At 66.2% G+C, this 23,914-nt stretch carries 14 protein-coding genes and 1 pseudogene; 12 read left to right on the forward strand and 3 right to left on the reverse strand.

The features are described 5' to 3' along the window. Nucleotides 1-275 precede the first annotated feature (275 nt). The 7 genes from EB75_RS03225 (at nt 276) to EB75_RS03255 (ending at nt 9,933) form a co-directional block, all read left to right on the forward strand. Complete coding sequence (locus tag EB75_RS03225) at nt 276-1,478, forward strand: MinD/ParA family ATP-binding protein (RefSeq protein ID WP_073694041.1); 1,203 nt, start codon at nt 276-278, stop codon at nt 1,476-1,478. An 81-nt stretch (nt 1,479-1,559) separates the two neighbouring features. Next, complete coding sequence (locus tag EB75_RS03230; RefSeq protein WP_073694042.1) at nt 1,560-1,955, forward strand: SseB family protein; 396 nt, start codon at nt 1,560-1,562, stop codon at nt 1,953-1,955. After that, nucleotides 1,952-2,551: a hypothetical protein gene (locus EB75_RS03235; RefSeq protein WP_073694043.1), complete on the forward strand. Its 600-nt coding sequence runs from the start codon at nt 1,952-1,954 to the stop codon at nt 2,549-2,551. Before EB75_RS03230 ends, EB75_RS03235 begins: the two co-directional genes overlap by 4 nt. A gap of 34 nt (nt 2,552-2,585) precedes the next feature. Continuing rightward, nucleotides 2,586-8,543, forward strand: a complete 5,958-nt coding sequence (locus EB75_RS03240) for a putative T7SS-secreted protein (protein ID WP_073694044.1) — start codon at nt 2,586-2,588, stop codon at nt 8,541-8,543. Between the two features lie 12 nt (nt 8,544-8,555). Next, nucleotides 8,556-8,774, forward strand: coding sequence for a hypothetical protein (locus EB75_RS28640; RefSeq protein ID WP_142239397.1), 219 nt, complete (start codon nt 8,556-8,558; stop codon nt 8,772-8,774). A 395-nt stretch (nt 8,775-9,169) separates the two neighbouring features. Beyond that, complete coding sequence (locus tag EB75_RS03250; protein ID WP_073694045.1) at nt 9,170-9,757, forward strand: RHS repeat-associated core domain-containing protein; 588 nt, start codon at nt 9,170-9,172, stop codon at nt 9,755-9,757. Next, entirely contained in the window at nt 9,754-9,933 is a 180-nt protein-coding gene (locus EB75_RS03255; protein ID WP_073694046.1) for a hypothetical protein, read from the forward strand. The genes EB75_RS03250 and EB75_RS03255 overlap by 4 nt, the downstream gene beginning before the upstream one ends. A 30-nt stretch (nt 9,934-9,963) precedes the next feature. Here the strand turns inward: EB75_RS03255 and eccD (EB75_RS03260) are convergent, their stop codons facing one another. Beyond that, nucleotides 9,964-11,463, reverse strand: coding sequence for a type VII secretion integral membrane protein EccD (gene eccD / locus EB75_RS03260; RefSeq protein ID WP_073694047.1), 1,500 nt, complete (start codon nt 11,461-11,463; stop codon nt 9,964-9,966). Nucleotides 11,464-11,562: 99 nt separating this feature from the next. Between eccD (EB75_RS03260) and eccCa the strand changes: the two genes are divergently transcribed. From eccCa to EB75_RS03290, 5 genes and pseudogenes are all read left to right on the forward strand, one after another. Next, nucleotides 11,563-15,594, forward strand: coding sequence for a type VII secretion protein EccCa (eccCa, locus tag EB75_RS03265; RefSeq protein WP_073694110.1), 4,032 nt, complete (start codon nt 11,563-11,565; stop codon nt 15,592-15,594). Next, complete coding sequence (gene eccD, locus EB75_RS03270; RefSeq protein WP_073694048.1) at nt 15,591-17,084, forward strand: type VII secretion integral membrane protein EccD; 1,494 nt, start codon at nt 15,591-15,593, stop codon at nt 17,082-17,084. Before eccCa ends, eccD (EB75_RS03270) begins: the two co-directional genes overlap by 4 nt. A 32-nt stretch (nt 17,085-17,116) precedes the next feature. Beyond that, nucleotides 17,117-18,448: a type VII secretion-associated serine protease mycosin gene (gene mycP / locus EB75_RS03275; protein ID WP_083611934.1), complete on the forward strand. Its 1,332-nt coding sequence runs from the start codon at nt 17,117-17,119 to the stop codon at nt 18,446-18,448. 923 nt (nt 18,449-19,371) lie between these two features. Then, nucleotides 19,372-20,793: pseudogene (locus tag EB75_RS28355) on the forward strand (nucleotide-binding protein); the annotation flags it as partial. Between the two features lie 159 nt (nt 20,794-20,952). Beyond that, entirely contained in the window at nt 20,953-21,339 is a 387-nt protein-coding gene (locus EB75_RS03290) for a hypothetical protein (protein WP_142239398.1), read from the forward strand. 143 nt (nt 21,340-21,482) lie between these two features. On the opposite strand, the gene EB75_RS03295 is transcribed toward EB75_RS03290, so the two are convergent. Then, complete coding sequence (locus EB75_RS03295; protein WP_142239399.1) at nt 21,483-22,997, reverse strand: hypothetical protein; 1,515 nt, start codon at nt 22,995-22,997, stop codon at nt 21,483-21,485. Between the two features lie 25 nt (nt 22,998-23,022). Continuing rightward, the gene (locus tag EB75_RS03300) at nt 23,023-23,904 is read right to left on the reverse strand and encodes a DUF7161 family protein (RefSeq protein WP_168175972.1); all 882 of its coding nucleotides are present in this window, start codon (nt 23,902-23,904) and stop codon (nt 23,023-23,025) included. Between the last annotated feature and the right edge of the window lie 10 nt (nt 23,905-23,914).

A 23,914-nucleotide genomic window follows, 5' to 3' on the forward strand; every position in this document is an offset into this window, starting at 1 on the left:
CCGACCTGCACACCTCCTGTGTTGCCTCGTGTGGATCGCTCAGCCGAACCACGCTGTGACGCCGGTCCCCGTGTGTGTGCAGCATGCGCTCCCCGACCCCCTTGCGTGTCGGGGCGAAGTGTCGGTAGGTGACATCCGGTGACGAGCTGTACCGAAGTCCGTCATACCCTTCGGCACGGCGACCGGCCTAGCCGTTCTCTCGGCAGTGCTTGACGTGGTCGATACTGGGATGGCACCCGCGTCGAGCGAACTTCAGGAGAGAAAGCGCGTATTCGGTGACTGACCACTTCGAACCGCAGCCGGGCCCCCCGGAAAGCGCTTTTGCCGGCCATCCCGTGAACACGCCGCCGGCTTGGCCCCGCGTCAATCCGCCGGCGAACAACACCTCAGGCATGCAGCACACCGAGCCGTTGCAACGCCGCACCGGATACCCACCGCAGCCGGGTCCCATCCAGCCAGGCCCCTTCCAGCCCGGCCCGCCGCCGCACCAGCCGTGGCCGCATGGCCCGCAGGGCCAGTTCACGGCGCCCGGGTCATACGCCGACGCCATCCGCCGCGACGACCTGATCCGGGCCCGTAAGCCCGAGCCCGGTCGGGGCTGGCGCAAGTCGCTCTTCAAGGCGACATTCGGACTGGTCAATCTCGGTCCGTCTCCCGACGAGATCCATGAAGCCCAGCAGATCAACCGGATCCGGTCGGCGCTGTCGGGCCACTACAAGGTCGGCGTCATGGGCAAGGGCGGCGTCGGTAAGACGACGGTGTCCGCCTCTATCGGGTCGCTGTTCGCCGAGCTCCGGCAGGAGGATCGGGTGGTGGCTGTCGACGCCGACACCGCGTTCGGCAAGCTCGGCAGCCGGGTCGATCCCAAGGCGCTGAGCTCGTACTGGGAGTTGGCGTCCGACCAGCATCTCGAGAGTTTCGCCGACATCCGCAACCGGGTCGGCAGCAACGCCGCCGGCCTGTTCGTGCTGGCCGGTGAGGCCAGCCCGGCCCGGCGCCGCGTGCTCGATCCCGCGGTGTACCGGGAGGCGGCCGCGCGGCTGGATCGTCATTTCACCATCTCGATCATCGACTGCAGCTCGACGATGGACAGCCCCGTCACCCAGGAGGTGCTCCGGGACCTGGACGCGCTCATCGTGGTGTCGTCGCCCTGGGTCGACGGCGCCGGCGCGGCGGGGCAGACGCTCGATTGGCTGGCGGCGCACGGCCTCAATGGTCTGCTGCAGCGAACTGTGGTGGTACTCAACGATTCCGACGGTCATGCCGACAAACGCACGCGTTCGGTGCTGGCGCAGCAGTTCGCCGGGCAGGGGCAGGCCGTCGTCGAAGTTCCGTTCGACGGGCACCTGCGGCCGGGCGGCGTCATCGCCGGCACACGGGAGATGACACCGGCGACCCGGCGCGCGTTCATCGAGATCGCCGCCGCGCTGGCCGCCAACTTCCCGACCGCCGACGACCGGCACCGCGATCGGTCCTGATCCCATAGGACGTCGGGACGACCAGCTCGATGGCCAGGTACCCTGCATGAGAAAGGTTGTCCAAGCGCACCGGGGGGAGCCGTGGATTTCGTCCAAGAGCGTGCCGCGTTCTGCGCGGGATTCGGCGATGGCGCTGCCCTGATCGCGGGGCTCCGAGCGGCGCCTCTGATCCTGCCACTGGACGTCGACGGCCAGATACCCACGTGGATCTGGAACGGCGTTCCTTGGCTCGCCGCATTCACCAGTGCCCGGCGTTGCGAGGCATTCGCACTGGCCGCAGGTCGCAATACCAGCGCCATCGAGGTTCGTACGGTGCGGGGGGCCGCATTGGTGGACGAAATTCTGGACAAGGCACCCACACCGACGGGATTGGTGGTAGACGCCGCCAGCCATGACGTGATGGTGTTTCCTTCGACGCGGGAATTGACCCCGCATTGCTACATAGACCTCGATACCAGTGAGGTAGTGAAGACGTGAGCGTCAAGGTTCTCAATGTCAACCCGGACACCCTCAAACAGGCCCGCGACGGTATCAACGGGGTGATCGATGGGCTGGGTGGCTACGGCGGCCAGATGGGTCGCGGCTTCAGCGACCTGTCACTGACGGGCGAGCAGATCAGCCACCCCGATGCAAAATCCGCCTACGACAACTATCTCGACCGCTGGGAGTGGGGCACACGCGCCCTGATCGTCAAGGCGAACGATATCGGTGAGGCGCTGGATCTGGGCGCTGGCCGATATGAACTCCAAGAGGAGTACTACAACAACGCTCTCAAGGACATGGCCAATGACCTGGTCGGTGACCCCAGTCTGCAGAAAGAACAGATCGACAAGATGTCCTGGGGCGCGCTGGTCGGTCACAACGTCAACCAACTGACCAACCCGGACTGGTCAGCGGAGTCTTTCCAAAACGTCGCCAAACCTGCGCTGGAGCAGAGCTGGAACTCGATCCAGGAGAACGCCGGCCAGGCCACCCGGAATTTGATCATTCCGGGTGAGGCCATCCAGTCGACAGTGGACGGCTTCACCGCGCCGGAGCAGAAACCCACCGAGCCCAGCCATCCGGCGCCCTAGCCGGACCCATTTCCGCGGAGTCGGGTGAAATACGGTGGGGTTCTGGGACGATCTGGTCGACGTCGGTGAGGATCTCTACGACGGCGGCAAGCGACTGCTGGGCGAGGTAGTCGACACCACGACCGACGCTGCCGGGGATGTGCTGGATGCGGTGGGCGCCGACGGCCTGGCCGACGACGTCCGCGACTTCGGCGGCGGCATAGCCGATCAGTTGGGCGCGACAACCGCCGAGAAGAACCTCGGTGAATCCGATGACCCCAAGGATTTGATTCACGGTGATCCGGGTGCCATGCGGGGCCGAGCCGGTGAGTTGGAGAACCTTAGCAAGAATTTTCAGTCGACAGGCGAGGGCCTACGCGGCATCAGTGTCGGGAACTTCGAGGGTGAGGCAGCTGACGCCTACCACCAGACCATCAACGAAGAGGTGCCGAAATGGCTGACGGCCGCCGCGTCGGCCGGCGCAGCGTCCGGTGCGCTCAATGCCCTCGCTCCGGTGGTCGAGTCGGCGCAGACGCAGGCGGCCGAAGCGATCCGACTGTGGAACGAGGCCAAACAAAAGGAAGCGGAGTGGGAGTCCAAGAGGGACGCCTACGACGACGCGGTCGACCGCAAGAACGCCGGTGCCGACATCACGTTGCCACCGCATCCGGGCGAGAACCCTGGGCCAGGTCTTCGAAACCATGCTGTCGAAACCCTGAACCGGGCACGCGAGTCCCGTAACACTGCCGCTGCCACTGCGGCGGCGGCGTTCAAGGACGCTGCCGACGACGCACCGGAGAAGCCGCCAGGCGGTGAGCGGTTGCTGGCCAACCTCGGTGATCTGCGCGAGGTGGGCAACATGTTCACCGGGCATATGCTGGTCGGATTGACCGGGGCGGTCACCGACATGGGCAAGCTGCTGCGCACGGTGAATCCGACCGACCCCTACAACGTCGCTCACCCGGCGCAGTATCTTGCCAACACCTCGCAGGTGGGCGCCGGGTTGGTCAATATGGCGGCCCACCCGGACAAGCTCATCGAAGGGATCGTCGGTACCGGGTGGGGTACCGATCCGGGTCAGGCGACAGGTGCGTTGCTCGCGAACTTGATTCCGATGGGCCCCAAGGGCTCCGGTGTCATGAAATCCCTGTTGTCGGACGCTGTCCGCGGCGGCGAGCGCAGCGCGGCCCACGGGGTCGAACGTTCAGCCGCGGGCGCCGCGACGCCGAATTCCCCCGCGGTGGCTCACGGCACCCCGCATGACAGCCCCGGTGCCGGCCTCAGCGACACCCGGCCGCACTCGGACCCCACCCCCGCGGCGCAGCCTCACGAAAGTGCGGCGACGCCGCACGACACATCGCATCAACCCGAACCACGGGCCGAGCATCCCCGGACCGCCGATCCGCCGTCGGCCGAACGGCCTCCTGCGGATCACTCGCCATCACCCGAGCGGCACGAGAACCCCGATCAGGGCGCGCTGGACCACCGGTCCCCCGACCCGCAGCCGCACCACGAATCACCGGCGGTGGACCGGACTCCCGACCAGCATGCCGATTCCCCGTCTACGCATGACCGGCCTTCAGAGTCCCCCCACCGCCCCGACGAGCCGGACACACCACGCCACGATCCCGACGGGCGTGACCCGGAGCCGCGTCAGGAACGCACCCCCGACGAGACGCCCACCCCGCGCGATCACACGGACGGCCCGGCCGAGCGGCCCGTCCCGCACGACAAAACACCGGACGTTGACGCGCCGTCCGAACATCCCAAGCCGGACGCCGACAAACCCGCCGAGCGCCCGACCACAGAGCGCACCGAACCAGCCCGCGCACCGCAGGACACCGCAGCGCCGAAACCGGACGGTCCACATGTTGCGGACCGCCCCGCCGAGCCGGCCCGGAACGACTCCGCTCCGGCAAACAACAATTCCCCTGCGCCCCATACGAATACACCGAATCAGCCGTCGCCGGCGAACCCGGCGCGTGCCGATGGACCGATGCCGGCGCGGGACACGCCCGGCCCGGCTCCGCGTGATGTGCCGGTCGCCCGCGATGCGCCTGCAGCCAAGGCCGACATCCCCGCGAGCGCGAAGCCCAGCCCCGCGTCGGCGGCGGACCACACGCCTCGTCCCGTGGCCGCTGCCGCCAAAGAAGCAGCAGCCGCTCCGGCGGATGGTGCTCGCCCGATTGAGGCTGTCGCAGTGGTGGATCGGCCCGGCCCGGCAGCCGTGCCGGAGAAGGCGGCGCCGACCAAGGCCGGCGACCACGGCGGCAATGGTGACGGCCACAAGGGCACTGACGATCCGCACGATCCCAAAGATGACGGCGCCTTCACCAACAATGAGGCGGCGGACCACGCCAAGAACGACCCGTCCGCCTCGAACGAGCCCGGTGACACCAAAGTCTGCGGCGACCCGGTCGACATGGCCACCGGCGAGTACACGCTGCCGGCCGTCGACGTCGACCTGCCCGCGGTCTTGGGCCTGCGTCTGACCCGCATCCACAAATCGGGCTATCGCGCCGGGGTGTGGCTGGGTCCGTCGTGGTCGTGCACCTTCGATTCCCGGGTCATCGTTACCACCGATTCGATCACCACCGTCGACGCCGACGGCACCATGTTGTCCTTCGACCACCCGGTCGCAGATGAGCCGAGCACCGCACGCACCGGGCGGGCGTGGCAGCTATGGAACGCACCGGGCGGCGGCTACCGGCTCACACCCCCGCATTCGGGGCGCAGCTACCACTTCGCACCCAAACCACACCTGCGCGGATCGGACATCGCGGCGGGTGTCATCTTCATCTCCGCGATCACCGATGCCCACAGCAATCGGATCCTGTTCACCTACAACGATTCCGGCGCCCCCTCCGGGGTGGTGCACTCCGGTGGTTACCGCGTCGGCGTGGACTGCGCCGGGCCACGGATCCGTGGCTACACGTTGGCCACCGACACCACCTCCCATGTGCTGCGCCGGTTCGGTTACACCCGTGGGGATCTCACGACCGTCACCGACGCCGCCGGGGCGACAACAACATTCGAGTACGACGCGCATCATCGGATGACGGCATGGATCGATTCGATCGGCGCCCACTACGCCAATACCTACGACGAACGCGGCCGGGTTGTGCACCAGAGCGGTGACAATGGCGTCTGGTCGGGTTCGTTCACGTACTCCGAAGACAGCAACGGCCGTACCAGCACCTACACCGACGCGCTCGGTGCCACCACGGTCTTCGGGTTCGATGCGGATCTGCGTCCCCGCGCGGTGGCCGATCCGCTCGGCCGGGTCACCCGCACCGATTTCAACGCCGACCGCGACCCACTGGACATCACCGATCCCGCCGGTGCAACCGCCACCTTGCGGTACACCGCCGAGGGCATGCCGGCCCAGATCACCGACCCGCTCGGGCAGATCACCACCATCGGCTACACCGACACCGCCGCCGGGCCCCGGCCGGCGCGGATCACCGCCCCCGATGGTGCGGTGACCACCTTCATCTACGACGACGCCGGTAACCGGGTGCAGATGCGCGACCCGGGCGGCGGCACCTGGCGTTGGGGATACAACGGTGCCGGCGCGATCACCGAACGGTTCGATCCGCTGGAGCGACGCACCGCCTACACCACCAACGCCGCCGGGTTGCCGACTGTCATCACCGACCCGGCCGGCTTCGAAACCGGTTGCACCTACGATGATTTCGGTAATCTGATCGAGATCGCCGGCCCGGACCACACGGTGACCCGGCTGACCTACGACTCCGCAGGCCGGTTACTCACCCGGACCGCGCCGGACGGATCGTCGGAGTCCTGGACCTATGACGGTGAAGGCAACCGCACCTCGCACACCAATGCAGTGGGCTCGACCACCCGCTGGGAGTACGGGTTCTACGACCTGCCGGTGACGCGCGTCGACGCTGACGGGTCGCGTACCCATTACAGCTACGACACGGCGCGCCGGCTGGTCGCGGTCACCAACCCCGCCGGACTAACCTGGTCCTACACCTACGCCGCAGACGGAATGCTCGCCGCGCAAACCGATTTCAACGGTGCGACCACCAGCTACATCTACGACGGCGCGGGCCGGTTGGCCTCACGCACCAATGCCGCGGGGCAGACCCTGACCTACCACCGTGATCGGACCGGGCGGGTCACCGCCGAGGTCAGCAGCGGTGGCGACTACGCCGGCGAGCGCACCGACTACACCTTCGATGTGGCTGGTCGGTTGGTGGTGGCGCAGATGCCGTGGGGGCGTGTCGAATACGGGTATGACGCGGCGGGGCGGGTGATTTCCGAAACCGTCGATGGGCACACGGTCCAGTCGGTGTTCAACACCGCCGGCGAACGCATCGAAACGTTCACCCCGACGGGTGTGCGGACCTCCCTGTCCTATGACCGGCGCGGGGACATCGACACCCTCACCACCGCCGGGCAGCGCTGCGACATCACCCGCGACGAAACCGGGCGTGCCACCCGCCTGCAATACGGCACCACCGCCATCGACTCCACCTTCGACACCACCGGGCGCCTGGCTGCACGCCACGTCCTGGCCGGGCTGCGTGACCTGTCCGTGCTGAACCTGGACGGCCGAACCGCCTCCAGCCCACAGGTACTGGCCGCCGCGGCCTACACCTACCGGCCCGATGACACCCTGGCTGCCGTCACCACCACCGACCCCACCACACCCATGCTCGGCACCGCCGCCACCTACGGCACCGACCCCCTGGGACGCCTCGTCTCCCGACACACCGCAGACGCGGGCGTCGAGACCACCCTCTTCGACCCGGCCGCCAACCCCACCATCACCACCAACCCCGGCACACGCTGGCGCTACGACGGCACCCGACTCATCGACGACGGACGTACCCGCTACCACTACGACCCCGCCGGCCGACTCATCCGCACCGTCACCAAACGCCTGAACCGCACACCCGACATCTGGCACTACCGCTGGGACGCCGCCGATCGCCTGCGCGCGGTCACCACCCCCGACGGGCAGACCTACCGTTACACCTACGACCCGTCCGGGCGCCGCCTGTCCAAAACCAACGGGCACACCACCACCCGCTTCGCTTGGCACGGCACCCAACTCGTCGAACAAACCACCACCACGGCCGGTGACAGCACCGCCGGCGACACCGTGTCCTGGTCCTACCTCCCCGGCCGCCACACCCCCCACACCCAAACCCACACCCGCACAACACACTCGGCCCTGCGCCCCGGCCAACTCGCCCTCAACAGCCCCGCAGCACCAACGCAGCAGAATGAGGTCGACCGCCAGTTCTACGCCATCATCACCGACCACATCGACACCCCCACCGCACTCCTAGACCCCACCACCAACACCCTCACCGGCCACGCACACACCACCATGTGGGGCACCACCACCTGGACCGGCACCGACACCCCCCTGCGCTACCCCGGCCAATACCACGACCCCGAAACAAACCTCCACTACAACCACCACCGCTACTACCAACCCACCACCGGCGCCTACCTCACCCCCGACCCCCTCGGACTGGCCCCCACACCAAATCCGTACACATACCCGGGAAACCCCACCGCATACACCGACCCCCACGGACTGAGCCCATGCGATCCTCGGAAGTCGCCCGGTACAGCCACGGGCGGCGAAGGCCTTCGGCACATAAGTCAGGGCGAACGGTGGCTCCGCGGGACGGAGGGCAACGCAGGCCGGATCCCAGGCCAGATCGCTGACGCCATGAGGGGACGCGACTTCAAGACTTTCGACGATTTCCGCCAACAATTCTGGCGGGAAATATCGCAACACCCCGAGTTGCGAGGTCAATTTAGCCCGCAAAATCAGGTTCGAATAGCGAATGGCAATTCACCATTCGCGGCTCAGAGTCAATGGCATAACGGTTCATCGGTCTATAATTTGCATCATATCGATCCGATATACAACGGCGGCAGGGTCTATGACCTGGACAATATTGCGGTCGTAACTCCGAGGTATCACGCTGACGTTCTCGACACTGGGTATCATTACAATCGCTGAAAGGTATACAGTATGAATAAATTGAGTCGGGGCGAATTGATCGTCTTAGTACGTCGATTAATGAATCCACTGCCGGGTGATGTAGACGCGGATCATGAGCGATTGGCAGATGAGATTTCCTCTGCTGTAGCCGATCCGCATATCATCGATTACATCTTTCAGGATTCAGAATTTCGCTCGGCCGAAGAGATAGTGGACAAGGCACTTGCATACAAACCAATCGTACTGTAGGCCGCGTAGTTGCAGGAGTTGGCACTTCAGAGGCGAGTCCAGTCGATTGGAGTGAGCCATTTTTCAGGATTCATGAGCACGACGAACACGGGCGACTACTGACGCCCCCAAACGTTCTTGCGCTAACTCCAGGCTATCTTGTATTCGAGTTCGGCGATCTTGCTCGTGTGCGCTCAACACTCGACCCATTCGGGGAGTTTTTGCCCAACCCACCACCGGCACCTACCTCACCCCCGACCCCCTCGGACTGGCGCCTGCACCCAACCCCCACACCTACCCCGCCAACCCGACAGCGCCGGCGACACCGTGTCCTGGTCCTACCTCCCCGGCCGCCACACCCCCCACACCCAAACCCACACCCACACAACACACTCACCGGCCACGCACACACCACCATGTGGGGCACCACCACCTGGACCGGCACCGACACCCCCCTGCGCTACCCCGGCCAATACCACGACCCCGAAACAAACCTCCACTACAACCACCACCGCTACTACCAACCCACCACCGGCGCCTACCTCACCCCCGACCCCCTCGGACTGGCCCCCGCACCAAATCCGTACACCTACCCCGCCAACCCCACCGCGTTCGCAGACCCCTACGGGCTCAGTCCATGTCCGTCGCAACTACTAGCCGAAGACATGGAACGCCATGGCATGGGTCCGCTGCCAGCAGGACACGCAGCCCACCACATCGTGGCCCATGGTGTAAAGGCGGCCGCATTCGCTCGAACAATCTCGCGCCTGGCATACGGCGCCTTCACCGCTGGGCAGACCGCCGCGAAGGTGCAGCCGTTCTATCGCGCGACCTGCCCCACCCCTCCGCCACCGAACCAGCCAGCGGATCCCGGCGGGTTGACCGCTGCCGAGGTGTTCGATGCGATCATCGTCGCCACCGGATTACCGACCGAACTACCGACGGAGGACCGGGGTTGTGCGTCCAGATCCGGTGCGTACAGAACCTCAAAGGGGATGGTGTGACGGTGATCCAGTTTCCGAATCGGGCCGAACTGGATAGTGCCGCCCGCATGTGGACGCCAGATGAGATTCACGTCAAAGGTGACATCATGCTGAATTTTCATTTCCGCGGGTCGACGGGCACCACTCCAGAACGCGCCGCCAAATACCGAGCGGCGCTGGACGCGCTCCCCGGCTGACTGAACCGTCCGCCACCCGAGAGCCCCAAGCTACAGATGCAATTCGCGGAAGAATGCATATAGCCGGATGATCCAGCACGCCAGTGGGAAGACCAGCGCGATGGCCAGGTACTCCAGCAGTTCCACCCGCCGCCGCTGCACGGGCGAGAACTCCAAACGCGGCGCCACCAGCCCGGTGCACACCACCAGCATGATCAGACCGACCAACATCAGGGCCGAATTGATCTGCCAGCCTTCGAGATTCAGCGCCGTCTTGGCGATCATCGCCAGCACGATCAGCAGCCCGGCGCCGATCAACGTTGCCGACTGCACCAGGTCGTGGTGGCTGCGGCCACGCAGGCACAGCACGGTGGCGACAGCAATCGAGAAAGCCGTTCCCTGCCAGAAAAATCCGTTGCTGACATCGACGGCCAAGTAGCAGCCAAAGGCAGCGGTCAGGGCGGCAGCGGCGATGATGCCGGTCAGGTATTCGTTGGCACGGCGCACCCGCTCGGTCATCCCCTCCTCGGTCGGGATGACCTGCTTGCCGATGGCGTTGACGCCCTCGACCGTCGTACCGCCCTGTGTCTCGATGTCGTCGAGGGGCTCGCCCGCGGTCGGAACCCGAGGCACCGGAAGCTTCGACAGCATGATGGTGGTGCGCGGCGCCATGTACACGACGGTCACCGCGACGGTCGCCAGTATCGCGCCAACCGCCCGCGGCGCCGGGCTGAGTACCAGTTCGGCCACGGCTGCTGGAATGCACAGCACGGCGATCCCGATCACGGCCGTGTACAGCGATCGGCCACGGCCGGATGACAGCAGGATCAACAGAGCGACCAGTGCAGTGAGACCCAGGGCCATCGGCAGCGCCTTGACGCCGTGCGCACCGGGCACTGCGAACAACGCCCCGCCGAAGATCAGCGGCATCGACGCACCGGCCAGCCATGCTGACCGTTTCGGCTGCCCCGATCGGTAGGGCTGGACACACGCGACCGCCGCGCACGTCACCCCCAGTACCAGCGCGGCGATGGCGGCGATCGGCACTGCCGGTACCAGGGCGGCGACCGTCTGCCGCGGCAGCAGTACCGCGGTCAGCACGCCCACCGCGATGCTCAGCGCGAACCAACTTGCCGTGCGCGCATTGTCGATCAGCCACTGCTTGCGACTGTCGGTGTCGGCCTTGTTGGTCTCGACATCGTCGAACAGCAGAGGCGCGGCGGGCACCCCGATCTCCTGCACCACCAGGAAGTCGCCGTCATAGATTCCGGCCTCGGCCAGAGACCTGCTGGGGTCGATCGCGCTGCCGCCCAGTCGCGCGAATGTCCACTTGTCTTCGGCGTTGTCGAACTCGACGTCCACCAGCATGCTGTGAGCCGGCACCTGATCGTTGGCGAGGTCGATGACGTCGTTGATGACGGCGGCGATGCTGACGTGGGTAGGCAGCCCGACATCGAGGACCAACCCTCCGACGAGCACTGTCACCCGGCTGAGCTCCTGCTCGGATTCCGAATGCGACTCCAGTTCCGACAGCGACGGCGGCAACGTCATCGGATAGGGCCTCCCACCTCATCAATCCTGACGGTGTGACAATACCCACGATCGCTCGTAGCCTGAGCGGGCGAGTATCCAGGGGTGGGGGAGGCAAGCGTGGGCACGCAGGGATTTGTCCGTCGTCTGCGGGTCTCGCCACCCAAGATGCCCGGCGGGGAGGTGAACCTGCAGTCACCGCCCGAGGTCCCCCGCGTCGTCCCCGGCAATCTGCTGACGAAGCTGATGCCCTTCGTGATGATCGTCGCTGTCGTCGGGATGATCGCTCTGATGATCACCGTCGGCGGACGTGACCTCACCCGCAACCCGATGTTCCTGATCTTCCCGATGATGATGATCATGTCGATGGCCGGCATGTTCATGGGCGGCGGCGGACGCTCCGGCAAGGCCGCCGCCGAACTGAACGAGGAACGCAAGGACTACTTCAGCTACCTGGCCAATCTGCGTGACGACGCCGACAGCACCGGCGCCTCGCAGCGCACGTCCCTGGAGTGGAGTCACCCGGACCCGCGCACCCTCATCGACGTGGCCGGCACCCGCCGGATGTGGGAGCGCCGGCCCAGTGACGGGGATTTCTGCCATGTCCGTGTCGGCGTCGGAACCCACCGGCTGGCGACACGGCTGCTGGCACCGGAGACCGGTCCTCCGGAAGACCTGGAACCGGTGTCCACGGTGGCGCTGCGCCGTTTCGTGAAGACCCATTCGGTGGTGCACGCGCTGCCCACCGCGGTGTCGTTGCGGGCATTTCCGACGGTCACCTTCGAGGGGGATCGCAAGCTGACGCAGCGGTTGGTGCGGTCGATGCTCCTCGAGCTGTGTGCTTTCCACGGACCTGACCATCTGCAGATCGCCGTGGTGACGGCCAACCCGGACAACGAGAACTGGAGCTGGGTCAAATGGCTGCCGCAGGCGCAGCATCCGACGGTCAGCGACGGCTGCGGCACCATGCGGATGCTCTACCCGTCGCTGGAATTGTTGGAGAGCTCCCTAGGCAACGACCTGTCCGAACGCGGCCGGTTCAACCGCAATTCGCAACTGCCCCAAGGCATGAAGCAGCTGGTGATCGTGATCGACGACGGATACGTCACCGGTGACGAACGGCTGGTGACCGATGCCGGCCTGGACAGTGTCACGGTGCTGGACCTCAATGGACCACCGGACAGCGCGGCCGCGCGACGCGGTCTGCACCTGTTGGTCGAGAACGACGACATCGGCGCCAAAACCGCTGCGGGCACTGAGAGATTCGCCAACCCGGACCAGTTGACCATCGCCGAGGCGCAGGCCACCGCACGCCGGTTCGGCCGGTTCCGGCCGGGTAATGCGGCCCACATCGTCAGCCTGGAAGCCGAGAGCCGGGCCACCGACCCCGGCCTGATGGCGCTCCTGAAGATTCCCGACGCGGCCGACATTGTGCCCGAAGATGTTTGGCGGCAACGCTCCCCGCGCGAACGGCTGCGCGTGCCGATCGGCTACACCCCGTCCGGTCAGCCACTGGAACTCGACATCAAGGAGTCCGCCGAGAACGGCATGGGCCCGCACGGGCTGTGCATCGGCGCCACCGGATCCGGCAAGTCGGAGTTCCTCCGCACCTTGGTGCTGGCCATGATCACGTCCCATTCGCCGGAGGCGCTGAACCTCGTCCTGGTCGACTTCAAGGGTGGCGCAACGTTTCTCGGCCTGGACGGCGCCCCCCACATCGCCGCGATCATCACCAACCTCGAAGACGAGCTGACCATGGTCGACCGCATGCGCGACGCCCTGGCCGGCGAGATGAACCGTCGCCAGGAACTGCTGCGCTCGGCCGGCAACTTCCCGAATGTCACCGAGTACGAACGGGCACGGGCCAGCGGTGCCGAACTGGAACCGCTGCCCGCGCTGTTCATCGTGGTCGACGAGTTCTCCGAACTGCTCTCCCAGAAGCCGGATTTCGCGGAACTGTTCGTCATGATCGGCCGACTGGGCCGATCCCTGCACATCCACCTGCTGCTGGCCTCTCAGCGGTTGGAGGAAGGCAAGCTGCGTGGCCTGGACTCCCACCTGTCCTACCGCATCGGCCTGAAGACGTTCTCCGCCGGTGAATCCCGCAGTGTGCTCGGCGTTCCCGACGCCTACCATCTGCCCAGCGTGCCCGGTTCGGCGTTCCTCAAATGTGATGCCGACGAACCGCTGCGCTTCAACACCTGTTACGTATCAGGCGAATACGTCAAACCCCGGGCGTCGGCGAACCGTTCCGGACGGACCACGCAACTCGGCGCGCTGGCCCCAAAACTGTTCACAGCCACCCCAGTCAAGAAGGACCCGGTACCGGCGGCCCCGGTGCAGATCACCGAACCCGATCACGAACCGGAGCAGCCGTCGTCGCCTACCAAGATCACCCTGCTCGACATGGTGGTGAGCCGCCTCAAGGGCCACGGCCGGCCCGCCCACGAGGTATGGCTGCCGCCGCTGGAGGAAAGCCCCGCCGTCAACGATCTGCTGCCCGACTCCACCTGGACCGATCCTCGGAATATCAACGGCCGCTTGCTCTTACCCATCGGTGTGGTAGACCGGCCCTACGATCAGCGCCGAGACGTGCTGACCATCGACCTGTCCGGCGCCCAGGGCAACGTAGCCATTGTCGGCGGCCCACAATCGGGTAAGTCGACGGCGCTACGCACCATGATCATGTCGGCGGCGGCCACCCACACGCCCGAACAGTTGCAGTTCTTCTGCCTCGACTTCGGCGGCGGCACCCTGGGCAGCCTGACCAACCTGCCACATGTCGGCAGCGTCGCCGGTCGGATGGATCACGACCGCATCCGGCGGACCGTCGCCGAAGTCACCGGCCTCCTGCGCGAACGCGAGCTGAGGTTCCGCGACCTCGGGATCGAGTCGATGCGTGATTTCCGGCAGCGCAAAGCCGAGCTGGCCAAAATGCCGCCCGAGGCAGCAGCCCGAGATCTGTTGAGTCAGGACCGGTTCGGCGATGTCGTCCTCGTCGTCGACGGCTGGGCCACCATCAAGGCCGATTTCGACATCCTGGAAGCGGCGCTGCAGGCCGTTGCGATTCAGGGCCTGTCCTACGGAATTCACCTGGCCGTCACCGCGACCCGCTGGATGGAAGTCCGGCCCGCCGTCAAGGACATGCTCGGTACCCGCATTGAACTGCGGATGGGTGATCCGATCGACAGCGATGTGGGCCGCAAGTTCGCCGAACTGGTACCCCTGGGCCGTCCCGGTCGCGGCATCAACGCCGAGCGTCTGCACATCCTCATCGGCCTGCCGCGACTGGACTCCAGTTCGAATGTCGAGGATCTGCCCGCCGGAGTGGCTGCCTCCTGTGAGGCCGTGCGCCGGTACTACGGCAACCGTGAGGCTCCGCGCCTGCGGATGCTGCCGCATGAACTCGACCGAGCCCAGGTGGTGAACGCCGCCCGGACAGCCGGCCGGCTGGGCAAGGCCAAGATCGCGATTGGCATCAGCGAGTCCGAATTGGCGCCGGTGGTCTTGGATTTCGATGCGCAGCCACACCTGGTCGTATTCGGCGACACCGAATGCGGCAAGACGGGGCTGTTGCGCAATATCGCGACCGGCATCATGGAGAACGCCACCGCCGACGAGGCGAAGATCATCCTGGTCGACTTCCGGCGCACCATGCTCGGTGTCGTCGACAACGACTATCTGGGCGGATACGCCACGGCCGCACAGTCCTGTGCCGAGCTGATGAAGGCGCTGGCCGAATCACTGAGGGACCGGCTGCCACCCAGCGACGTCACCCAACAGCAGCTCAAGGAACGGTCCTGGTGGAGCGGGCCGGATCTCTACATCCTCATCGACGATTACGATCTCATCCCGGGTGGCTCGATGAATCATCCACTGGGGCCACTGATCGAATACCTTCCCCAGGCCCGCGATATCGGCCTGCGCGTCATCATCGCCCGGCGCATCGGCGGTGCCGGGCGCGCCATCATGGACCCGATCATCGGCCGACTTCGGGACCTCTCGTGCAATGGTCTGGTGATGAACGGCACCAAAGAAGAAGGGGCACTTTTCGGTTATAAGGCCCAGCCGATGCCGCCAGGGCGGGGCATGCTGGTCTCCCGGACGGTCCGCAGTGACGTCGTCCAACTGTCGAAGATGCCAGACCTGTGACCGGCGCGCGCGAACTCGTCCAGCTCCGGGTGGAGCCGGCTGCCCCGCAACATGTTCGACTGTCCGTGCTCGGCGGACACACCCAGCTCGATGTGTCGCTGCCGCTCGATGCCACCATCGCAAGCCTGTTGCCCGAGTTGGTCAGGCTCGTCCAGTCCCGTGACGGGGTCCCCGTGGCGCCGCCGGACGAGGCTCCGAGCGCCAAGGACGCCAAACGGAACTACTGGGTGCTCGCCACAGCCGCCCATGGCGAACCCCTGGCACCGGACACCACGCTGCGGGAGGCCGGAGTCGTCAACGGCTCGCTGCTGCGGCTGAGTTCAGAACGGGCGCTAACGATCCCGACGCTCTACGACGATGTGGTCGATGCCGCCGCGCGGCTCAACAAGGCGTCGTACACGGGCTGGGATGCCACCGCGGCTCGCTGGATGGCCTACGCCGGGATCCATCTGGCTGCCCTGACGCTGCTGTTCTTCCTAGTCGGGGACGCCTTCTCACGGCACCGCGGTGCCCTGGCGGGACTGTCGATCGTCGTCGCACTGGCGTTGGTCGGTGTTGGCGCCATGGCACACCGGTCCTATCGTGAGCCCTCGGCCGGTGCCGCACTCGGCTGGGCGGCGATCCCGATCAGCGCGGGCGTGGTGTGGGCACTGCTGTCCGGATTGGGCGGGTACGGGCCGGCCGCGGGATGCGCGGTGCTTGTGCTCGTGTGCTACTGCTGCTACCGGGCGATCGGGACAGGACGCTGGGCGTACCTAGCTGCGGGAACATTTTTCACCCTGGGCGGATTGGCACTGGTGCTCCACCAGGTCGGGGTGCGGGCTGATCTGGTCGGTGCCGGCCTCGCCGTCGTAGGGGTACTGGCGTGCCTGACGGTGCCGTGGCTGACGGCGCCGATGGGCCGCTTCACACCGCCGCGGCACCGCGACGAACCCGAACCCGAGCCACCCATGTTCGAGAACCCGTTCAGCCAGCCGTCGGTTCCGGCCGCCACCGACGAGCCCGCATCGTCGACCCCGACCGCCGAAGGTGTGTGGGATCGGGTGCGTTCTGCACAGCTGACCCGTGCCGCGCTGTACACCGGGTTCGGTGTGGCCGCGACCGTCGGCGGGTCGGTTGTGCTCAGCGCGCAGAAGCCGCCGCATTGGTCGGGGCTGGTGTTCGCCCTGATGTGCGTCGCGGCACTCGCGCTTTACACCCGGAGACCGACCACTGCGGTCGAGCGTGCCTCCCTGGTCGTGCCGGCGGTTGCGCTGTGCGGGTACGCCTGTTGGGCCGCTCAGGACGGGGCGCAACCGCTGCCCCTCGTGGCGTTTTCGGTGGTGCTGCTGGCCGCGGTGGGCGCCGCAGTGGTGGGCATGCGGGTGTCCGACGGCGGGCCGTCGGGCAGGACCAGGACAGCGCTGGCGTACGTCGACTACCTGGCCACGGCGGCGCTGGTCCCGATTGCGCTGTGGGTGGCCGGGGTCTACAGCCGGTTGGGGTTCTGATGCGCCGATGGGCGGCCCTGGTGACCACCTCAATGGTGGTGGTCGGGATCGGGATGGCGCCCTCCGCGCACGCGATAGCTCCCCCGATCGTTCCGCCGGGACCGCCGCCCGGCGGTGGCGGCGGCGCCCCCGACGCCACCGAACAGAAGTCGATCTGCGGCGTCGGCGGGGTGTTTCCCAACAGCGATTTCAGCCTGCAGCCCAGTGCCGACGCGATGCTCAACTTCAGCGACGCATGGAAGTTCTCCACAGGCTTCGGCCAGAAGGTCGCGGTGATCGATACCGGGGTGGCGCCGAATCCGCGGTTGCGGGTGCTCGACGGCGGCGGCGATTTTGTTTCCTCGTCGGACGGCCTGGTCGACTGCGACGCGCACGGCACCCTGGTGGCCGGGATCATCGCGGCCTCACCTAGCCAGGATGACGCGTTCGCCGGGGTGGCACCGGACGCCGCGATCCTGTCCATCCGGCAGAACAGCGGCGTGTACTCGGTGCGCGGTTCCAGTTCGGCGGCAAATGATCCGAACTCGGTGTCAGTCGGCTATGGCAGCACCCAGACGCTGGCCCGGGCGATCGTGCGGGCGGTGGACCTGGGTGCGACGGTCATCAATCTGTCTGAGGTGGCATGCGCACCTGTCGGTGCCGGTATGGACGACGCTGATCTGGGCCGCGCGGTGCGGTTTGCCTTCGAGCGAAACGTTGTCGTGGTGGCCGCGGCGGGCAATTTCAATAAGCAGGGTCTGTGCAGCACCCAGAACGAGATCCGCGACCCCAATCTGCCGCTGGCCGACGCGTGGGGCACGGTGCGCACGATCGCCAGCCCGGCGTGGTTCCAGGACTACGTGCTCACGGTCGGGGCGTTGACGCCCGAGGCCGAACCCGCCGATTTCAGCCTGCGTGGACCATGGGTGGATCTCGCAGCGCCAGGCGAGAAGATCACCTCGTTGAGCCCGAACGGGCCGGGCGTGATCAACGCATTCGTCGACCAGAACGGTGCGCTGGTGCCGATCAACGGCACCAGCTTCGCCACCCCGTTCGTCTCCGGCGTAGTGGCCTTGGTGCGGGCGCGGTTCCCGTGGATGTCGGCCGGTCAGGTGATGGACCGGATCAAACGGACCGCCCGCACCCCGGAGGCCGGCCCCAATCTGGCCACCGGCTACGGCGTCGTGGACCCAGTGGCGGCCCTGACCTACGAACTACCGCCCGCGAATGAGCTGCCCAACCCAGATGAGGGCCATCCGATCGCGGGCCCGCCGCATCCCGATCCGGCGAGCGCGCGGGCCCGCAACATCGTTCTAGCTGTGTTGGGACTGTGCGCTGCTGGTGCTGCGGTCGCGCTGGCAGTCGTAAAACGCACCCGCGACTAAGCCCGTCGCTGCCGGCGTCCAATCCGCCGCCTGCACGCCTACAGAATCCCCGTAGAATTGACGAGTTGGAGTGCCTATTCGCGCGCATCGAGGGGATCGAGGGAAACGTGGCCGATCACGAACCGCCTCCGGCGGAACGGAGCGGGCCCGCGCATCCCCCCTGGTTGACGCATGCGTCAGCGATGCCGATAGAAGAACCACACGAGGAACGGCGCCGCTCGCGGCGCGGCAGATCGCATCGTGAGGATCCGCCGATCGCACCCGACCCGTCGCCACTGCCCGGAGATACCGTTCTGTCTCTCCCGCCGGCCCGCGTCCGGGAGCCGGAGCCGCCGGCGCAGTTCGATTCGCCTCCGCCGCCTCCGCCATCGTCGCCTCGGCATACCCCTCCGCGTTGGCAGCCCGCGGCTCCGCCGGAGTGGACGACGCCCGAGGCGACGACCGATTCCCCGTTGTTCAACGAAGTTCCGCGGGGATATCGGCAGCCGCAACGTGTCGTTCCCGAGCCAGTTGGGCTCGAGCCGGCGACCCCGGAGCCGGTCTTGTCTGAGCCGGCAGCCCCGGAGCCTGCCGCGGCCTTAGAGCCGGCGGTCCCCGATCAGGCGGCCCCGGAGCCTGTCCCGGCATTCGAGCGGGTGGTCCCCGAGCCCGCTCCGGAACCTGATGACGTCGACGCCCGCGCGGCGCGATTGGTCGAACTCATGGAGTCACGCCGCGCACAATCACCGGCTCCCGAACCCCAACCTGAGCCCGAGCCGGAATCTCAGCCCGAACCGCCGGTGACGGAAACACCTGTCGTTGCGGACGAACCCGTCGTCGCCGCAGAACCGGAGCCCGAGCCCGCACCGCAACTCGATGATGTCGACGCCCGCGCGGCCCGGCTGTTCGAACTCATGGAGTCACGCCGCGTACAGCAATCCGCTCCCGAGCCGGCAGCGGTTGAGCATGAGCCGGAGCCGGTAACCGAGGCGCAACCCGAACCCGAACCGGTGCCCGTAGCTGAGGCGCAACCCGAGCCGGAGCCGGTAGCAGAGGTGCAGCTCGAACCCGAGCCACAGCCGGTGCCCGTCGAAGAGGTTGCCCCGCAGGCTGTTCCAGATACCGCACCCGAAGCCGTCAGGCCCGGGCCGCAGCCCAACTGGCCGCCGGCGCAACAGGCTGGTCCGCCGCCGGGGTGGGCTCCGCTGCCTCCCCCGCCACCGCCACCGGGCTGGCGGGGAGCACCGCCGTGGCCCGCCATGATGCCGCCGCCACCGCCACCGCCGGGCTGGCGGCCCGCCGCCGCACATGCCAGCGGCGCGGAGCCGCCCTACAACGGTGAAGACCACTCCGACACCAACGGCCGGTCGCGCCACGCAGCGCCGCCCGGGCCGCCGCCGGATTACCTTCCGCCACAGGCCTTTCGGGTGCCGACCTCGCTGGACGAGGCTGAGATCTTCAACCGTGGCCGCCACGCTCCACAGTCCGGCTGGCGGCGTACCCTGCACAAGGCCACCGGCGGCCGCGTCAACCCAGGTGATTCGCGGAAGAACCGTGAGATGGAGGAACTGCTCGCCCAGATCCGTCAGCCCATCGCCGGCGACTTCCGCATCGCGGTGCTGTCCATCAAAGGCGGTGTCGGGAAGACCACGACAACCCTGGGCCTGGGATCTGCGCTCGCCATGGTCCGGACCGACCGGGTGATCGCCGTCGACGCCAACCCTGACCGCGGCACGTTGGCCGAGCGCGTCCGCGACTACTCAACGCATTCGACGGTGCGAGACCTGCTGCGTGATCCCAACATCCGGCGCTACACCGATGTCCGAGCCCACACACGGATGGCATCGAGCCGACTGGAAGTACTTGCCAGCGAACAGGACCCGGCCGTCGCCGAAGTATTCGGCGAGACGGACTACCGCCACACGATGGACATCCTGCGGCACTATTACAACGTCATCCTCACCGACTGCGGTACCGGCATCATGCATTCGGCCATGTCCGGGGTGCTCGATCTGGCTCATGCCATTGTGCTGGTGAGTTCGCCGGCCATCGATGCCGCCCGCAGCGCCTCGGCGACGCTGGACTGGTTGATGCAGCACGGGCACGCCCGGCTGGTGCGCGAGGCGCACGTGGTGCTGAGCGCATCTCGGCCCGGATCCGCGTCACTCAAACTAGACAAGGTATACGAGCATTTCGAAGCCCGTTGCCAGTCAATACATTTGATCCCGTTCGATCAGCACCTCGCCGAGGGCGCAGATATCGACTTCAGTCTGCTCAAGCCAGCGACAATGCAGGCCTATATCGAGCTGGCCGGTGCGGTCTCGGAAAAATTCTCGCGGTTGCGCGCGTCGTACGACGGACGGTAGGCGAGTTTCCATCTCGACTGGCGATAGCCATAGCGATGGCCGTCAAACCTTCCGCTTGTCGATGGCGCGCGCTCAATTCGACTACGGTGAAGACAGATCCCAAACATCCAGTCAAACATGCAAGGAGCACCCCATCCTGACGAAGTGCTCGAGCGGTAGATGACGCCGGGAGTGATTCAGATCGGTGTCGTCGTAACGGCACTCCTCATCCGTTGTGTGACGCCCGGCTGGTTCCTCATGATCGCAGCGGCCATCAGCGTCGCATCCCTCGGCCTTTTTCCCGCAGCAGTCTTCGGAACGCTGATCTGGGCCGGCTTCGCCGCTCCGCCCGCAGCCGTGCCGTTGATCGTTGCGGCCGACGTATTGCTCATTGCATCGGCTCTGATGTTGCCCGACGGTGGCGATCTCAAGAGGCAAACCCCGATATTGCGCTTCTCCAAGGCGACCGGTCGCGTCGAGTCTGCGGTCAATACCTGCGGGATATGGGCCGGTATCGCCTACCTGTTGACGCTGCCAGGTCTGGCATGGTGGACATTAGCGAGCTGATGACCAGAAGCCACCAACCCCAAGTGGCATAGTGTCTGGACTGCCAAAACGGCCCGGTTACACGCACTCCCACGATTACCTCCAATCGTCGGACGGGTACGCCCACGTATCGGCGGTAGATCGGCGTCGGCGAGGAAGCCAAATCACTTAGGGCGGTTCCGGCCGCGAACCCGGAAGGCAAATCGCGTCGCGAAGATCAGCGCCAAGTCATCAGGGAGCACCGACGTCGAGGCCTGCTCGACAACGCGGTCATCAGCAACCATGAAAAAGCCACGCCCGATGGCGATTTCGCCGGGAGCGACGGGCACGAACACCTGCCATCCCGCATCCAGCCGCGCTGCCACAAGGGCATCCAACGGGTAATCGGCCGCATCGATATTGTTGGCGTGACAGTAATCGACCACCAGCGCCTTGGCGGTCTGCTCATCGATCGGCGGATACGCCGGCAACAACACACCAGCAGCATCCAACTGCGCCAACGCCTCGGCCACACTGAAACTGTCCGGCACCCCATCGACAAACAACCGGTTCAGATACCTCACCGAGGCCACTCCCGCTTCCGCGGCGCGCACCAGATACACCGCCGCGTAGGCATTTCGATCGGCGAGCTCAACCCCAATCCGATTGAGCAGCTTCACCACCAACTCAGCAGTCGTCTCGACCGTCCACACCCCCGGCATCCCGGCAACGATCTCATCGGTCGGCCGCCACACCGGATCCCCTGACGGCGTGGCCGCCGACGGAAGTTCCGACCGCAGCCAGGCGCGCCCGTCCCACCAGTAGCAGAACGACAACATTCCGCGCGCAGCACGAGGATCCAGATACAGGTCCTGCACCCACCACGGCGCACCGGCATACAGGTCCGGCCAGGCGATCGCCCCCTTGTAGGCCTGCGACAGCAGCACCGAGTCGGTACGGCCGCCCGACAGGACCGCACGGTTACCGGGAAGCCGAGCCAGGGTGCACCCTCCGTTGTCCCCACGGTGCACCGCGAATGCCGGATCAACGCGGGGGCCGATCGACGTATCCGAGCCCCGGCACAGCGCCGCCACCACCGCCATGCGAGCCCACAACTCGCGCAACTCGGGAATCTCATCGGCAGCCTGATGCACCTGGGCCGGGCCAACGCTGTCCTGCTGGGCCCTCACCGGGTTTCGTGCCTGTTGGCCTTCGTCGCCCATATGCGCCAACAGCCACACCGGGACATCCGGCCGCGGATACATTTCGAAATCACGAAGGTAGGCCTCACCGGCCAGCAGCTGATCCGCGGGAATCTCGCTGTCGCCGTAGTCGAATGACACCTTCACCTCACCGGCCGCATCCAGATCGAATAACAGCCGCAACCACGGCCCCTGCGGACCCACCGTTACCTCACGCTGACGCCGAATCAACTCCGCAGCCCGGGCCACAACCGGAAAACCAACGGCGTTGTGCGGTGTCACCGCAACCGCTTTGGCGATCTCCTCACCACCGGCCATGCTGAACACACCGTGGATCGACGTCCACCCCCGCGGCGCCGACTGCGCAACAAGCGCGACAGCTTGATCGACCAAAGTCTTTGGATCCGTGGCAGATTCAGCTGAAACACCGTCGATTCCCGCGCCTGCCAACGCAGCCGCCGCAACCCGCGCCGGGTCGAAGTCTTGAGGCTCAGTCACCGTAGGTATCCCCTAGCTCTGCTGTTCAGTCCCGCACCGCGAGTTGATCAAAGCGCACATAAACGCCAGCCGACGGACTCCCCACAGGATGCACACGAACCGTCAACAGCGGCCCCGGAGTGTCGTCAACGATCACCACCTCCGTCGTACCCGAGGGCAGATCAGCCGGCCACCCCGCATCATCGGTTGGATCGTTTGTCAACAACCGGGCAGTGACACCGCTCAGACCCGTCTGATCAAGACGCACTGGACGCCACCGAGGAGCTTGCGTTACGTCGGTGAGGATCTGACGGGGAGTCAATTCGCTGAGGAGTTGCATGTGCACATCTGCGTCGAAAATCTCGACTCGATCGGGCAACAACGAGCCACCCACCGCGAGTGCAGGCACGAATCCGTACATCGTGTCCGGTCCCACCGGACCCTGACGTGCCAGCACGCGACCAAACAACGGCTGGTCGTCGTCGCCAATAACATCCAGACTCGTCGTGTCTGGGGCGAAAAGCGCTGCGTAGATCTGGCCGTTTCGACGCACAGACGTCGACATTCGATGCGAACGATCGTTGGGCCGCACCCAGCCGCTGTACGGCGTGATCGTCAGACTCATTCCAGTTCGCTGACCCCACAGCTGCATCCGCCCAAATGCGCTCCGGCTCACCGCCAACCAACTATCGTCACCCATCGCCAAGTTCAAGCCTGCAGTCCACGTGTCGACGGCCGGCTGCCATGCCACGGGGTCACATAGCCAGAACAACCCGTTGCCAAACCCCGCGAAGCCGAACTCGCGCCAGAACGTCAGCAGCAGTTCGGGGACCACGTCACGGTATTGCTCAAGACGCTCGTCGGGCGCACGACTCGAAACGGTCGGGACGCCCCACTTCCGGACGAACTCGTCGGTTTCGCGACTCACGTCATACCCC

This window comes from Mycobacterium sp. ST-F2 (genome assembly GCF_001905655.1).
Taxonomy (GTDB): Bacteria; Actinomycetota; Actinomycetes; order Mycobacteriales; family Mycobacteriaceae; genus Mycobacterium.